Here is a 14019-nt window from a genome sequence, read left to right as displayed (position 1 = left end):
CACCTGCGCTGTTCCGCGAGCAGTCGGTTACTTCACATCAATGTCGATGTAGACCTCGGTGTCGGATACGCGCACACCGTTGGTGGCGGTCTTCATGAAAGTGTTGTTGACCGGGTTGCCCGTTCCGAACAAAGACGTCGGATCCAGCTTGAAGGTCACGCGGTACTTGCCTGCGGATGAGCCTGAGGTAGCGGGATCCCACACGAACCCATAGGTGAAGTTACCGGACACAGGGATTTCACCAGACAGCTTGTTGAGACCGTCGGGGAATGCAGGATCAAACAGGGCCTGGTCCACCACCAAAGCACCGGTGGGCAGGCCGCCCGCGTCCAGCTTCTGGAGCGTCAGTCGGGCATTGGTCGCGAAGACAAAGGCGGTGGTGGCGGTGGCGGCCACCCCAGTGGTTCCCTGCAACTCGTTGGTTCCCGAACCCGACAGCAGCAGCATCGGGTAGATCGTCATGGGGGTTGCGGTCACGTCCTTGCTCAGCACCATTTCGATCCTGATCTTGGCAGACGAACTGAGGCTGGCGCTGGACAGGTTGTCGCCCCACTTGGCATTGACTTCCTGGTCCACCCCGCTGGCCTTGGCCCATTCACCCTGCCAGGTGTTGATGGACTTTTGCTCGTAATACAGAGGGTTGATCCTGGAAGCCCGAGGCAGATACGGCAGCGCGGTCTGGCCAAGACCCTGCATGGCTGTCACTTCAGCGGTCAAGGGGCGCAGGCCGGTGTTGTAGTCGATCACCGTCAAGTCGGTGGTCCAGACTTTTGCCGGGTCGAGGGCCATGTTGGTGATGCCAATGTCGTCCGCAAAGATCAGGGCCGCTGAGAAGTTGTTGCCATAGGTGGCTGGCACAGGCGGCCCCGTCACGGAGTCGCTGGCGACCGCAGATGCTGTCTCGCCACCCGCATTCTTGGCGGTGACCACGTAGTAGTACGTGGCGTTGGCCCCTGGCAAGCCGATGTCGGTGTGGCTGTAGGGCGTTGTCTGTGCCGCGACCGCTGGTATCGAGGTGACGAAGTTGGTCGGGGACACCACCGTGGTGGCGCTGGTGGTGGCGGTGGTGGTGCGGTAGATCTCGAAACTGCCTGGCAGGCCGGTGCTGGCCGAGACGGCTGGAGGTGACCACACCAGAGTTGCCACGTTCTCGCCACCGGTCACGGTCAAGGCGGTGGGCGCTCCAGGCGCAGCAACAGTCACCGGTGTCGGCAAGTCGGATGAGCCCCCGCAGCCCGAGAAAGACAGGGCCGCAAAAGATGCCAGCGCCAATGTGGCGACACGCGTCACCAGGCGATACCAGCGAGACGGGTCGGTTCTGGTCGGCTTCATGAAAAGTTCCTTTGTGAAACAAGGTTGAGAAATTGTCCGGAGAACGCCCGGCCCTTCGCGACCGGATGTTCTGCACAGTGCCCACTGAAACGGATTGCTCCTTGGTCCGCTTCTCGGGCAATGAAGACAAGCTCCACTTTCGGGCGCTGAAGCTGGACTCCCATTGACTGGACGCAATGCCTTGCAGAAAAAGTTTGCGGCAGGGTGGTCTGTGCTGCTGATCGGAGCGGGTGCCACCAGCACCTCGCTTTGCGTTGAGCGCACTCAACGTGCAGCGGGCTCCTCATGCAGACACTGAATGGCGCAGCTCCGAACGGCGCACATCAACGAATCTGACTTGCACGACGACTCAACTTTCAACTTTTAGGACATCCCCATGAACAAGCCCTTGCCCGCGTTCTTTGCCACTATTGCCCTCGCCGCTTCTATGGCGGCACCCGCCTGGTCCGCCGGCGGCGCCGGCTCCGGGAGTGGTGCTGGTGGCTCTGGTGGAGCCGCATCGGGCGCCATGAACGCCCAGCAAAACCGCATTCATACCCAGACGCAACTCAAGACCCAGGACCAGTTGTTGCTGCGCACGCGCGAACAGCTTAAAACTCAGGACCGCCTGCTCAGCGCCACGCGTGACCAGCTCAAGACACAGGACCGTCTGCTCACGCAGACCCGCGACCAGCTCAAGACTCAAGACCAGACACGCGATCGAGAACAACTGCAGACGCAGGAAAAACTCCACCAGCAGTCGCTCGACCAGTTGAAATTGCAGGAACAGGCGCAGCTGAAAACACGCGACCAGCTCAAGGCACAGGAGGAACTGCATCTCCACCTGAGGGACGAACTAAAGAACCGCTGATCGACCTGAATGCGCGCAGATCGCGATCGAGCCTGGACCGCACACAAAGACGCTCGTTCCTGATCGGGAGTAACCCGTCGCAAACGTACCTGCGGGGACCTTCCAATCTCCTCGCGGACTCCGCTACCCGCGACTGGTGTGACGACCCTGAACGTGGAGTACCACGCCACTGATCAGGCGCTCCAGACCGAACGCGAATGTCCGCCGAGGATCGGTGGCCGCGCCATAGGCTTCACCTGCGGCCGCACCCACTCTGACCGCAAGTGGAAACTGATCGGGTGTCACGAATCGAGCCAGGTGCTGGGCGTGCGCCTCCCACCAGCCGCGATCTGAGAGGCCGGTAGCATCAGAGGCGCTGGCCGCCTCGATGGCGCTGCGCGCGCTGCCGCGCACGAAGTCGGAAACGGTGGCGATCACCAGGTCCATTTCGACGTCTGGCAACCCGGCAGGTTCGATCGACTTCAGCTCCCGCTCGTACTTTCGGATGGCGTGAGGACCGAGCGATGGGCGTTGCACAGAAATCTGCAGCATCCAGGGATGCGCCCGGTACAGGTTCCAGGCATCGGTCGCGACGATGCGAAGTTGTTCGGGCCATGCGGCACGCAAGGGCAAGTCATCAGGCAGCTTTGCGTACGCGGCTTCCAGGACCAGTTCCAGCAGGACGTCCTTGGTGGGCACATAGCGGTAAAGCGCCATCGCCGCCACGCCGAGTCGGGCGCCGAGATTGCGCATGGAAAGCGCTGTCAGACCGCCCTGATCGGCCAATTCAAGCGCCGCATCACCCACTGCCCTGGTGGACAGGCTGCGCCGCGGCCCGCGACGCGTTTCGGGCGTGTTGCCCCAAAGCAGGTCGAGCGTAGAGCGAGGGTCCCCATGGCCGACGAAACTGACGGGTGCTCCGGTTTTTGGCTTCATTTGTTGACAGTGTACGCTTTTAATGTTTATGCTTACACCGTACACTTTTTAAGGGAACACCCTGTGGAACACAAGCAATCGCATGGCCAGACCCGGCGCATGGGCGCAGTGAGCGGGCTCGTCTCGCAGATCGACCGACTCATCGATCTTGGTATTCATTCTGCGATCGGACTATCGCCCGAAGCGTTCCGCCAGTCATTGCTACCGCTGGGGGTGCATGTGCAGGGTGAAGCAGGCGAACCGGACATGGAGGCCGGAACTGCAGATGCGGTCATCGTCATCAATACGCCGCGGCTCCCCATCGGCGACATGTGGTCCAGAGTGCACCGCGCAGGAAAGCCAGCCATGGAGCGCCTCTTTCCGAGAAAGCCCGAGGACTTCCGACCCACGGAGAGCCTGGATCTACCGGCCGGGGAAGCCTATCTGCTTTTGGGCCTCGACCGGGGGAACGCAACCCTGAACGCCGTGCCGACGGAGGCATCGCCGCGCATCGCCGCACAAGGACGTTCGCCGATCACGGTGGAGGAAGGCACCAGCGTACTCCTGCAGTGGCCTCTCTTCTTGAAGCCGAACCACTGCTTCATGATGCTGGGATCGCGCTGCGGTGACCGACGCGTTCCAGCCTGGTGGCTGAGCAACCGCGCTCCCCGGCTGGGCTGGTGCTGGGAAGGCAACCCGCATACGTGGCTCGGGTTCGCTTCATGCCTTGGCCGCAGCCCCGCCATCGACTTCGGCCGAGTGGAAGCAGATCGAGACGCCAAGCCATGCGATCAAGCGCCATCGCGACCCGAATACTCAACCTTCGATCGCGGTGCGTCGGGCACGTGCATGAAAGGAAAATAGATGTCTGTCCTGTTCTGGCGACGCACTGATCTCCACGGCCTGGAACGAATGACTCTGGCCGTGAAGCCGGATTGCATCACCGCGATGTCCACCGTGATCAGCGTCGAAGGTAGCGGCCTTCGCCTGGACCACCGATGGGTGCTCACGCCCGACTGGCGTGCGCAATCGGTGGAGATCGAGCGATGGGATGCGGAGGGCCACGAAGCGCTGCGACTGGCCCGTGTGGGAGCCACGGCATGGGAAGTCAATGGCGTGACGCGGCCGGACCTGGACGGCGCTGAAGAGCCTGATCTGTCGGTCACCCCGTTCTGCAACACGTTCCCGATCCGCCGCGTGCCGCACGCTGCGGGCGAAAGCCTCACGCTGGACACCGCCTTCATCGACGGCGAAACACTCACCGTCACACGATCGCGGCAGCGCTATGAGCGACAGGGTCCTGGTCGCCTGCGCTTCATCGACCTTGGGCTCTTCAGCGGCTTTACGGCCGACCTCACCGTGGATGCAGACGGACTGGTGACGGCCTACGAAGGCCTGTTCGAGCGGGTCTAGGGTGCAAGGAGCACCAGGTGTTCAGATTTGCGCGGCCACTCTGAAAAGCTAGGATGCGCACTGCACCTTTTCTCAAACCTTCCGAAAAGACATGTCTAAAACCATCGCTTGCGTCGCCCTGACGTCGCTCCTGCTGGCCGGCTGCACATCCACAGCCCCACTTCCAACGGCCACCTACACCGCTCCCGCGCACACATCTGCCGCCGTCTTGTATGTTTTTCGTGGACATACGATGCCGACAAAGGCCAACGTGGATATCCAGATTGACGGCAATGGCGTGGGTTACCTTGCACCCGGCACGTTCACCTGGATCCTGGTGCAGCCTGGCAAGCGCGTGATTGGGGTCGGCTATCCATCTTTTCCCAACATGCGCCCGGAACTGGAGATGGAGTTCGTGCCTGGACAAAAGTATCTGGTGGAGTACGACAGCAAGTTCGGGCGCGAGTTTTCCTGGTTCGGTACCCGAGAAGCGGCCCAACCCGGTGTGAGGTGGGATGGCAAGGGCGGGTACACGCGGATACGCAATTTGCCAATCAGTGGGTTAAACAATGTTGTAGGTGAGTACCGCTACGTCAGCAATTCACCCTGAGAGCCCTTGCAGGCGCACGTCCAGGTGCATCTCCACCCGAATACTCATCCTTCGATCGTGGTGCGTCGGGCAGTTGTTCGTCCAGCGACTGCCGATCCTCCAGCCGAAAAGTGCAGTGACGGGTGCGCAACGCGTTCTGGCAAGCGCGAGACACTCATTCTGTCGACGAAACCACACGGCCTTGCTGAGAACTTTCCTTTACTGAGGCGAGCAATGTGGTCATGCGTTGAAGCCCGGGAACGCGAGCCTGCCTGAGCCTGGACTGAAGCGCTTCCCATGCCGGGTCTGCGTGGTGGTGGAAACGCGTGAACAGGCCGGTGTAAGCCTCCAGCCGCGAGCGCCGCAGCCAGTCCTGGAGTTCCGCGTGTTGCGACCAGGCGGCCTGGTTGCGCGCGGTCTGCAGGTGCATGAGCAGCCAGTCAAGGGGCACCGTTGGCACCAGCACGGGTTCGCTCAACGCGTTCTTGACCTCGTCGTCTTCGATGGTGGCTTCCAGGTGGGCGATGAAGGCGGCGCTGAAGCTGGGCGAGCAACGGCGCAGGTATTGCGGAACGATGCGATGCCCCTGAAAGACGGGTTGCACCGGTCCGCGTGGCAGGCCGCCGGCGCTGCAGTGGATGTGCACATGCTTGGGGGAAGTGGGCACCTTGCCCTGATCCAGCACGATGCGATCGAGTTCGATGCCCTTCACGTGGCCCAGACGCACAACGTTCCTGATGCGGCGCAGCTGCATCAGCTCGGCGTTGCTCACCACCGCGCATCGGTACATCGTCGGCGTCACGGACGGGTCGATGCGTTGCAGCAGCTGCATGCCTTCCAGCCGGGCAAACAGATCCGGCAGAGAAGTGGCATCACGTGCGGCCTCGAATTCCGCCACCATCGCGGCCATCGTCTGGTGCGCGAACGGAGCGGTGGGCTGCACGTTGGCGCGGTTGAGCAGCCAGGCTTCGCGTGGGCGGATCCAGGTGATCGAATCGGCGTCGACGCCCTGCTCCAGCAACCACAAGGCGGTGTCCATGGCCGTCTTGCCGCCGCCCACGATCACGTGGCCGGCGACGGGTCGATCCCACTGCGTGAGTTCGGTCGGCGTGAGGCAGGTCACCCCATCAGCCACGGCAAACTTTGGCCCGTGGGTCGCGGGCACCTGGGTGTCAGCCTGGGTGGCGTCCACCCAGCGCCGGCGCGCCACCAGTCGCACGCGCTGACCGTTCACGAGCGAAGTGGCCACACCGGTTTCATCGACGTCGTGCATGGGCAGCCAGCTCACGCGACCGCTGGTCAACAGCTGCTGCATCACGCGGTCGTAGTAGGCGCAGATCTCCGCACCACTGGCCAGTTCATTGAGGCCGGCATTCAGGCCTGTCGTGTCGATCTGGCCCCGCCCCAGCGGCAGCGAGTTCACGCCGTAAGTGACCGAAGGACCATGCAGCCGAACGAAGGGATACGCGTCGTTCCAGTGGCCACCCGGCCTGGCGCGGCGGTCGACGATGGCCACCGTGGCCGAGGTCTCAGCCGTCAGCGTGTCGGCCATCGCCATGCCGACCGCGCCTGCGCCGACGATGACGTAGTCGACTTCCCGGATGGTTTCGCTCATGGTGCGCTCCTGGCTGCTGATCATTGTTCCGCCGCGGCGCTGCGCTGCAGGGCCCACTGGCCGATGCGCTGGCCCATGGCCACGCCCACCTCGGTGGAGTTGCGGTAGTGCACGCCGCCGTAAATGCGCGCCTGCGCCACTTCGCTGGCGAACTCGTCGGGCGTGTTCCAGCGGCGCACCACGCCAGGCAAGGTGGCGCTGGTCGTGCTGAGCACCGGCAGCGGCCCCTTGCTGCCCTCAGCCTTCAGCACCGTGGCCACGGTACTGGCCAGGATGCAGTGCGCGCAAGGGTATTCCGGGTGCATGGGCGTCTCGATGAGGGGCGTCCAGCTCGCGTCGCGCTCGGTGGCGTCCTGACCGTCCACGTCGCCGTTGCGAATGGCGGTGACGGGGCGCCAGAAGTTGTATTGGTACTTCGCATCCATCACGGCGATCAGCGCGTCGTCCATGGACTGGGCCACCAGCGCAAACAGACGCGCGTTGGCCACCGCGTCACGGCCCGGCTGCAGCGCCACCGAGCGCACCACCCCGTGGTAGATGGCGGGCATCGAGTAATCCCAGAAGCGACCGATTTCGGTTTGTTCCGTGCTGCGCTGCTTGCTGTCGCGTGCGCCCACCACCTTCATTTCATTGAAGTCCGTTGCCCAGCGTGCGCTGGTGAGTGCGGGTGGCGGTCCTGGTCGGAACTGGTCGGCACGCTGCAGCAACCACGGCTTGCGTTGTGGCCAGGCGAGCGCGGCGAGCGTGGTGGTGGGCACATAGGCGCCTGCGGTGGTGTGGGGCCGGTAGCTGTCCGCGCTGTTCGGCATCTCACCGCTACGTGCGGCCAGCACACGCTGTGCTGCGCGCTCGCCGGCCGCCAGATGCGTGGCACGTGAAGCGTCGTCGGGCACGGCAGAAAGCGCGGACTGCACAGCGGCTTCAATGCCGGCGCGTTGCGCAGGCAGCAACTGCGTGAGCGCCGCGCGGTGGGCGCCTGCCACCGCCACGTCCACCGCGTGAGATGGTGCCGCAGGTGCGCGGGCCGCTTCCCGCGCGGCTTCGTACACGGCGGTCTGCACCAGTGCCATCACACGCACGGCAGGTGGCGTGCCAATGCGCGCGTCGCCGACGATCTGGGCAGATCGCTGGTTCCAGTCGGTGATGACATCGGCGCTCGCGGGTGATGCGGTGATCGTGATCAGGGCGCCAGCGATTGGCACGGCGAAACCTGTCATCCACGGAGTTGTTTTCATGATGGTTCTTTCAATTTGAGAATCTGGGATGCCTGCCGCGGACAGCGATCAGGCGGGAACAAAAAACCGGTAATCGGCGCGGTAGCCCACGCGCGTCTGCCGCCCGATCGATGCAGCGTTGCAGCCCTCTGCCGGCGCGATGCCGCCTTCGGTGTTCACACGCTGAATGAAGCTGACGGCGCTCAACACGCCAGGTGCACCGGCACTGTGGGTGCTGATCAGCAGCCACGGAATGGCACCACGTGCCGGCGCGTCGGCACGGGCTCGCACACTGCCCACTACCCGGCTGCCGTCCAGGCCCATCCAGTAGGGGCCGGCGCCATGGCTGCCCATGGAGCGGCCACGTTCGTCGAACAACTGAGCCTCTGGCGCCACGAAGACCCAGGCGGGCGCGGTGCTGCCGCTCGGGCTGCGGCATTCGTAGATCTGTACGCCGGTGGCCGAGACCGTGGTCAACGCGCGCACCGAGCGCCCTGGCTCCAGCGCCGCAGGCACGATGACATCGGGTGTCGGTGCACCGGCGCAAGCCGCGAGAGCGGCGAGGCAGGCGCCCGCCAGCAGGGCAGTCAGCGGCCTCAGAGAGTTCCTTGTTTGCATGTCGTTCTACCTTGCTGTTTCAGTGCTTGGTCACCACGATTTCGAGGTATTCGCTCGGGACCACCATCGAACCAGGACCCGCCACGTTCAGTTCCTCCAGCAGGGCCGTGATGCCGCGCTCCAGCGATTGCGCACCGGCGGCGTCGAGTGCCGCGAAGGCCTTGTGGGTCGGGCCGTAGAAATCCCGGAACACTTCGATGAAGTGCGCTGCCGACCGGTAGCGGAAGTTGAAGTGCCGACGCAGGCATTCAATGTGCGAAGCCTGTGCGCCGAAGAGTTCGACGATGTGCGGCTCCGTGCCCCACAGCGCAGGTGGCTGCACGCCGGCCGGGGGCGGCACGTGCGCGCCAATCACCTTGAACAGACGGCCGATGAAGCCAGCAGGTGTCCAGTTCGCCAGAGCAATGCGGCCGCCGGGACGCGCGACGCGCAGCATCTCGCTGGCCGCGCGGTGGTGGTCGGGCGTGAACATGACGCCGAAGGTGGACAGCACCACGTCAAAACTGGCGTTGGCAAAGGGCAGTGCCTCAGCGTCCGCAAGCTGGAACTGCATGGGCAGGTGCTCGGCCTGTGCGCGGTTGCGCCCTTTGTCCAGCAGCGCTTGCACGTAATCGGTAGACGTGACCTTGGCGTAGCGGCGTGCGGCTGCCAGCGACGCGTTGCCGTTGCCGGCCGCCACGTCCAGAACCATCTCATCGGCGCAGACGTTGGCGGCTTCTGCCAGCGATTCGCCCACAATCTGCAGGGTGGTGCCGACGGTGGAGTAGTCGCCACTGGCCCAGGTGGCCTGCTGACGCTGCTTGATGGCGGTGAGATCCGGGGCGGGTTTGTCGATGACGGTGTTCATGGCTTCTAAGCTCCTGAGGTTGGGTGTGAGAGAGGTGCATCGGCGCCATCTGCGCCAATGGATGAATTCTCGAAAACCAACGCCATTGACGCTTCACCTTGCGTTCGGCATATTTGCTCGTGCGTCCGCCATTGGCAGCGCGGAGCGCCGGGACCTTGCCGTGCGTCCGCGCGGATTGACCGAAACTCCGGACAAAGCCAAAAGCCATGAGTCACGATCCGTTGTCCGACGTGTTGCGCAGCGTTCGCCTGCGCGGCGCGATCTTTTATTACGTGAGCTTCGACGGCGAATGGGCCGCCGAAACACCACCCTCCCCCATGCTCGCCGGTGCACTCATGCCCGGCGCGGACCACGTGCTCGCCTACCACCTGATGGCCAAGGGAGAAGGCTGGGCCGCATCCGACGGGCAGGCCCCTGTGCGGCTGGCCACCGGAGACATCATCATGTTTCCCCGCGGCGACGGCCACGTGATTTCCAGTGCGCCCGGCATGCACGCCATGGCCGATGAAAGCAGCTGGCGCTTCGAGACGCGCAACGATCCCAAGCCCATTCCCGTGGCTTACCACCGAGGCGTGCTGCGTCCTGGCTTGCCGGGGCCTGCCGACGACGCCCGCTCGGTGGTCGTGTGTGGCTTCGTGGCCTGCGACATGAGGCCCTTCAACCCGCTGATCAACGCGCTTCCCCCGCAGTTGCATCTGCGCGCCGGCGCCCTGGGCGCGTGGACGATGCAGCTGCTCGACCAGGCGGTGTCGGAATCGCGCGAACGCCGCGCCGGCAGCGCCGCTGTGCTGGAGCGGGCCAGTGAATTCGTGTTCGTGGATGCGGCGCGGCGCTACCTGGAATCGCTGCCGCCGGGATCGTCGGGATGGCTGGGTGCCCTGCGCGACCGGCACGTCGGCCAGGCCATTTCGCTGCTTCATGAACGACCGGCGGAACCATGGAGCGTGGAAGAGCTGGGTCGGCAGGTCGGGCTCTCGCGCTCGGCCCTGCACGATCGCTTCGTTGAACTGACTGGACAGGCGCCGATGCAATACCTGACCAACTGGCGCATGCAACTGGGTGCGGGCTTGCTGCGCAAAGGCCACGCCAAAGTGGCCACGGTGGCGCAGGAGGTGGGTTACGACTCCGAAGCCGCTTTTGCGAGGGCTTTCAAGCGACTCGTGGGCCAGCCGCCAGCGGCGTGGCGGCGCTCCCAGACAGGATGAGCCTCCGCCTGTCTTGGGCCAGGGCTGCCAGACATCGCACCTGCCATTCGAACTCGGGTTCGAACGACCCTCGCTCGACCACTGCCCCGTAGCCTCCTGCACCGTAGACCATGGCATAGGCGGCGTAGTCGGCCGCCTGAAGTGCCTTGCCCGCCAGCGCGTTGGCGACCGCGTAGGTGGCCGACACCGCCGCGTGGCCGCAGCCATCGATCGACTTCGAGCCCGGATGCTGGTTGGCCAGACGGGAAGCCTCGGCCGCTAGCCGCTGGCGACCTTCTACGCTCAGCTCGCCTTCAAGATAACGGCCTAGCCCATTCAGGCACTCGATGGCGGCCGGCTCCTCAAGCAGGTGCCGTACCCGAAGCGCGCAAGCATGGCCAAACGCCAGTCGCAGACGCTCGTGGGTCGGTGCATTCAATTCAAGCCTGCGGGCAAGCAGATCCAGGTTGTCGTTCACATTCAACTCTTCAAGTGGGTTGGGTATTGGCCACTGATTGCCCGTGTGCACGTCGCCAGGTCGCGGGCGGTAGCCCGGTAGCGCGCTTGAAAGCACGCGAGAACGCTGCCTCCGAGTCGTAGCCCACATCGAGGGCCACAGCGGCCACGCTGGTATGGCCTTCGCGCAGCAGGCGCGCACCGCACTGCATGCGCCAGTTGGCCAGGTATTGCATGGGAGCAAATCCGGTCAGCAAGACAAACCGGTCGTGCAGGGCTGAGCGCGACAGCCCCACGCGAAGGCTGAGTTCTTCAAGCGTCCAGGGCTCGGCGGGGTCGCCGTGCATCAGGGTGATGGCGCGACCCACCTGGCGGTCGCGCAGAGCGCCCAGCCATCCCTGCGCTTCAGCCGGCAAGGAGTCGAGGTACCGCCGCGCGCCATCGACAAACACCATCTCGCTCACGCGTTGCAACAGGGCCGCACTGCCTGCGCGTCGGGCCTTGGTTTCGGCGGCGGCGTGCTCAAGCATCGGTGCCACCCAGGCGTCCATGCCACTGGCAGGAAGGTGCAGCAGCCTGGGCAAGGTGTTGACCAATGGGTTGAATGGCTTCACGTCGCAGGCGATGAAGCCGCAGACCACCACCGTGCTGGCCTGCTCTCGCAGCAGGCCAGACCCCACGATGCAGGCGCCTCCGCTGTAGGTGATGGGGATGGCGCGCTCACCGTCAAGCACCCGACCGAGCATGCCTTCATTGTCCTTCTCGATCGGCGCGAGGCCCGGCATGCTGGAGACAACGTGCGCGTCGCCGTGCGGGAGCATCACGATGTCGCCTTCATGCATGCGAAGCGGCGGCTCACCATCTACCCCAACCCACCCCCCGCCTTTCACAAACATGTGGTACTCGATGACGTGCTCGGCACCCGGCATTACCGCTGGTCCGATGGTGCGCCCGCCAGGTGCCTGAACGGACCAGTCATCCCGGCAAGTCAAGTGAAAGAAAACCGAGCCGCGCAAGCGCACGCTGCGCAGTACGTCGGAAAGTGGGTCAATAAGAGCGTTCAATTTCGACTCCCTCAAAAGGTGACCGTCACGCGGATTTTGAGGATATTCAGTCAGTGCGTAAAATGAATTTCTCGAACCGATTACTGCACTTTGCTGATGAAACTCGACGTCCTCGGGATGCAGGCCTTTGTGGCCATAGCGACGCTAGGAAGCTTTGCGCGCGCAGCTGACAGCCTGTCCGTGACATCGCCAGCCTTGACACGCCGTCTGAGCAATCTCGAGTCACAACTTGGCGTGCAGCTTCTGGAACGAACCACGCGTTCGGTCGCACTTACGCCCACCGGGACCAGCTTTCTGCCCCGTGCGCGCAATCTGCTGGACGAGCTTTCCATCGCCATTCGCGAGATCAGTGCCAGCGGTCAGGCGCAGCGTGGTACGGTGACGATTGCATGCGTACCCACAGTTGGGGTTCGGTTTTTGCCTTCGATCCTTGGCGCGTACAGCTGCCGCCACCCCGACAACCACATCCGCATTCTTGACCACACCTCTTATGGCGTAGCGGAGGCCGTGCAGAGGCGGGAAGCGGAGTTCGGGATCAACATGGCGAATGCCCAGTTCTCGGACCTCGAGAGCATCCCGGTTCTCACTGATCGATTCGGACTGATCTGCAGGCGCGATCACCCGCTGGCCCGCAGGCGCACGCTGAAATGGCATCAATTGCAGGGCCATGCGCTCATCGTCCCGGGAAGCGGAAGCAGCAATCGGCCCCTCCTTGACACGGTGTTGGGTCCTTTGAACATCCAGTTGCCTGCAACCTACGAAGTGGAACGCAGCTCCACAGCGGTAGGTCTGGTCGCCCAGGGGCTGGGGGCTGCAATCGTTCCTCAGTTGTCGATCCCACCCGGAGCGTACCCCCAACTCAAGCTCGTCGCGCTGGCGGACCCCTGTGTGGAGCGCACGTTTGTCCTGCTGCGACGTAAAGGAGCTGTGCTCTCCCCACCTGCCCAGGCACTGTTCGAGTTGATTCGTGCGCAGGCAGCTCATGAGCCCAGGGTCCCTACCTGACATGTAGGTGCTTCCTGCGCAAAAGTGGCAAGGCCATTGCAAGCAGCACGAAACCCATGGCAAGCCACTGCATGGAATGAATCGGTTCCGCCAACCACCAGGCGGACAAAGCGAAGGCCGACAAAGGCAGAAATGCAGTGGCCAGGGCCGCTCCGGCGGCTGAGGTTCTTGCAGCGCCGGCGTACCACAGCACAAAGCCGCCCACGGTACCCACCCACGCGTAATACAAGACACCCGCCATGGCGGTGCTTTGCCAGAGCACACCACCGTCTGGCCAGCGCACAGCTGCAGGAACCGCGCACAAAACCAATCCGCCCGCACTCATCAAGATGGACATCTGCAACGGCGTGAGGGCACTTTTCAGGCGACCCTGGCCCAGGATGAAAACGGCCTCGCAAGCGACGGCGCCGAGCACCAGCGACATGCCCAGGAAGCGGTGTTCTGATGGGACAGCGGTGCCGGCATCGGGGCTGGCCAGCGCGAGAAGTACCACACCCAGCGTGGCCAGACCAATAGAGGCAACTGTGCGAAGCCGGGGGCGCTCACCCAGAAACACGAAGGACAACAGCGCCGCTACCGCAGGCAGCGTGCCGGTCACCACACTGGCATCCGCTGCGCTGGCCATCTGCACGCCCAGAATCAACAACACCGTGTAGCCCACGCTGCCCGCGGCAGCCTGCAGCAACAGCACGATCTGGTCATGCCGACAGAGCCTGGGCCACGCGGTTGATTGCCACAGCAGCCCGATCAGCAGCACGGGCAAGGCTGCTGCATGGCGCAGAGCCGTAGCCACGAAGGGATCCATGGTCTGGCCAATCAGTTTGCTGGCTGGCACTGTGGAGCCCACCAGAACCATGGCCAGCACACACAGCAACTGACCGTTGCGCTGTTCTTTTGGGTGGTCCCTGATGGTTTGTTCCATGTGCGCCCTCCGGGTAAATGAGGGCCCACTGTGAACA

The 14019-nt window shown here is 63.8% G+C and carries 15 protein-coding genes; 6 read left to right on the top strand and 9 right to left on the bottom strand.

Annotation, left to right across the window (positions count from 1 at the left end; translation table 11 throughout):
- Positions 1–27: 27 nt before the first annotated feature.
- Positions 28–1332: a hypothetical protein gene (locus CAP37_RS06560; RefSeq protein WP_143435896.1), complete on the bottom strand. Its 1305-nt coding sequence runs from the start codon at positions 1330–1332 to the stop codon at positions 28–30.
- Positions 1333–1708: 376 nt separating this feature from the next.
- Here CAP37_RS06560 and CAP37_RS06555 point away from each other — a divergent pair, with 376 nt between their 5' ends.
- A complete protein-coding gene (locus CAP37_RS06555; protein ID WP_086123436.1) occupies positions 1709–2182 on the top strand; it encodes a hypothetical protein in 474 nt (157 codons plus the stop codon).
- A 123-nt stretch (positions 2183–2305) separates the two neighbouring features.
- On the opposite strand, the gene CAP37_RS06550 is transcribed toward CAP37_RS06555, so the two are convergent.
- On the bottom strand, positions 2306–3097 hold the full coding sequence (locus tag CAP37_RS06550; protein WP_086123435.1) for a TetR/AcrR family transcriptional regulator: 792 nt from the start codon (positions 3095–3097) through the stop codon (positions 2306–2308).
- A 63-nt stretch (positions 3098–3160) separates the two neighbouring features.
- On the opposite strand from CAP37_RS06550, the gene CAP37_RS06545 reads away from it, so the two are divergent.
- From CAP37_RS06545 to CAP37_RS06535, 3 genes are all read left to right on the top strand, one after another.
- Positions 3161–3940, top strand: a complete 780-nt coding sequence (locus CAP37_RS06545; RefSeq protein WP_143435895.1) for a DUF5701 family protein — start codon at positions 3161–3163, stop codon at positions 3938–3940.
- Positions 3941–4489 carry a putative glycolipid-binding domain-containing protein gene (locus CAP37_RS06540; protein WP_086123433.1) on the top strand — a complete coding sequence of 183 codons (549 nt, stop codon included), beginning with the start codon at positions 3941–3943 and terminating at the stop codon, positions 4487–4489.
- 91 nt (positions 4490–4580) lie between these two features.
- Entirely contained in the window at positions 4581–5078 is a 498-nt protein-coding gene (locus CAP37_RS06535; protein ID WP_143435894.1) for a hypothetical protein, read from the top strand.
- A gap of 154 nt (positions 5079–5232) precedes the next feature.
- Here CAP37_RS06535 and CAP37_RS06530 read toward each other — a convergent pair whose 3' ends face one another.
- Genes CAP37_RS06530 through CAP37_RS06515 form a run of 4 tightly spaced genes read right to left on the bottom strand, consistent with a single transcriptional unit; the run spans position 5233 to position 9351 of the window.
- Positions 5233–6672, bottom strand: a complete 1440-nt coding sequence (locus CAP37_RS06530) for an NAD(P)-binding protein (RefSeq protein ID WP_179190155.1) — start codon at positions 6670–6672, stop codon at positions 5233–5235.
- A 20-nt stretch (positions 6673–6692) separates the two neighbouring features.
- Positions 6693–7907: a vanadium-dependent haloperoxidase gene (locus CAP37_RS06525; protein WP_256926893.1), complete on the bottom strand. Its 1215-nt coding sequence runs from the start codon at positions 7905–7907 to the stop codon at positions 6693–6695.
- A gap of 48 nt (positions 7908–7955) precedes the next feature.
- Entirely contained in the window at positions 7956–8504 is a 549-nt protein-coding gene (locus CAP37_RS06520) for a DUF3455 domain-containing protein (protein ID WP_086123429.1), read from the bottom strand.
- 19 nt (positions 8505–8523) lie between these two features.
- Complete coding sequence (locus tag CAP37_RS06515; protein WP_086123428.1) at positions 8524–9351, bottom strand: class I SAM-dependent methyltransferase; 828 nt, start codon at positions 9349–9351, stop codon at positions 8524–8526.
- Positions 9352–9557: 206 nt separating this feature from the next.
- On the opposite strand from CAP37_RS06515, the gene CAP37_RS06510 reads away from it, so the two are divergent.
- Entirely contained in the window at positions 9558–10556 is a 999-nt protein-coding gene (locus CAP37_RS06510) for an AraC family transcriptional regulator (protein ID WP_086123427.1), read from the top strand.
- On the opposite strand, the gene CAP37_RS06505 is transcribed toward CAP37_RS06510, so the two are convergent.
- Together CAP37_RS06505 and CAP37_RS06500 are read right to left on the bottom strand one after the other, a co-directional pair.
- Positions 10501–11013, bottom strand: a complete 513-nt coding sequence (locus tag CAP37_RS06505; protein WP_256926892.1) for a hypothetical protein — start codon at positions 11011–11013, stop codon at positions 10501–10503. The genes CAP37_RS06510 and CAP37_RS06505 overlap by 56 nt on opposite strands.
- Positions 11014–11023: 10 nt before the next feature.
- A complete protein-coding gene (locus tag CAP37_RS06500; RefSeq protein ID WP_256926891.1) occupies positions 11024–12055 on the bottom strand; it encodes an AraC family transcriptional regulator in 1032 nt (343 codons plus the stop codon).
- A 96-nt stretch (positions 12056–12151) separates the two neighbouring features.
- On the opposite strand from CAP37_RS06500, the gene CAP37_RS06495 reads away from it, so the two are divergent.
- On the top strand, positions 12152–13060 hold the full coding sequence (locus CAP37_RS06495; protein WP_086123426.1) for a LysR family transcriptional regulator: 909 nt from the start codon (positions 12152–12154) through the stop codon (positions 13058–13060).
- Here the strand turns inward: CAP37_RS06495 and CAP37_RS06490 are convergent.
- Positions 13053–13982: a DMT family transporter gene (locus tag CAP37_RS06490; RefSeq protein ID WP_086123425.1), complete on the bottom strand. Its 930-nt coding sequence runs from the start codon at positions 13980–13982 to the stop codon at positions 13053–13055. The two genes, CAP37_RS06495 and CAP37_RS06490, sit on opposite strands and share 8 nt — an antisense overlap.
- Positions 13983–14019: the final 37 nt, after the last annotated feature.

The sequence above is a fragment of the Hydrogenophaga sp. IBVHS1 genome, assembly GCF_002127265.1.
Lineage (GTDB): Bacteria > Pseudomonadota > Gammaproteobacteria > Burkholderiales > Burkholderiaceae_C > Hydrogenophaga.
This window is presented reverse-complemented; position numbering and strand designations above follow the sequence as displayed.

Coding starts and splice junctions, on each gene's coding strand:
- CAP37_RS06520 (WP_086123429.1), bottom strand. CDS start 8,504: ATGCAAACAAGGAACTCTCTGAGGCCGCTGACTGCCCTGCTGGCGGGC.
- CAP37_RS06530 (WP_179190155.1), bottom strand. CDS start 6,672: ATGAGCGAAACCATCCGGGAAGTCGACTACGTCATCGTCGGCGCAGGC.
- CAP37_RS06550 (WP_086123435.1), bottom strand. CDS start 3,097: ATGAAGCCAAAAACCGGAGCACCCGTCAGTTTCGTCGGCCATGGGGAC.
- CAP37_RS06535 (WP_143435894.1), top strand. CDS start 4,581: ATGTCTAAAACCATCGCTTGCGTCGCCCTGACGTCGCTCCTGCTGGCC.
- CAP37_RS06525 (WP_256926893.1), bottom strand. CDS start 7,907: ATGAAAACAACTCCGTGGATGACAGGTTTCGCCGTGCCAATCGCTGGC.
- CAP37_RS06515 (WP_086123428.1), bottom strand. CDS start 9,351: ATGAACACCGTCATCGACAAACCCGCCCCGGATCTCACCGCCATCAAG.
- CAP37_RS06560 (WP_143435896.1), bottom strand. CDS start 1,332: ATGAAGCCGACCAGAACCGACCCGTCTCGCTGGTATCGCCTGGTGACG.
- CAP37_RS06540 (WP_086123433.1), top strand. CDS start 3,941: ATGTCTGTCCTGTTCTGGCGACGCACTGATCTCCACGGCCTGGAACGA.
- CAP37_RS06490 (WP_086123425.1), bottom strand. CDS start 13,982: ATGGAACAAACCATCAGGGACCACCCAAAAGAACAGCGCAACGGTCAG.
- CAP37_RS06555 (WP_086123436.1), top strand. CDS start 1,709: ATGAACAAGCCCTTGCCCGCGTTCTTTGCCACTATTGCCCTCGCCGCT.
- CAP37_RS06495 (WP_086123426.1), top strand. CDS start 12,152: ATGAAACTCGACGTCCTCGGGATGCAGGCCTTTGTGGCCATAGCGACG.
- CAP37_RS06510 (WP_086123427.1), top strand. CDS start 9,558: ATGAGTCACGATCCGTTGTCCGACGTGTTGCGCAGCGTTCGCCTGCGC.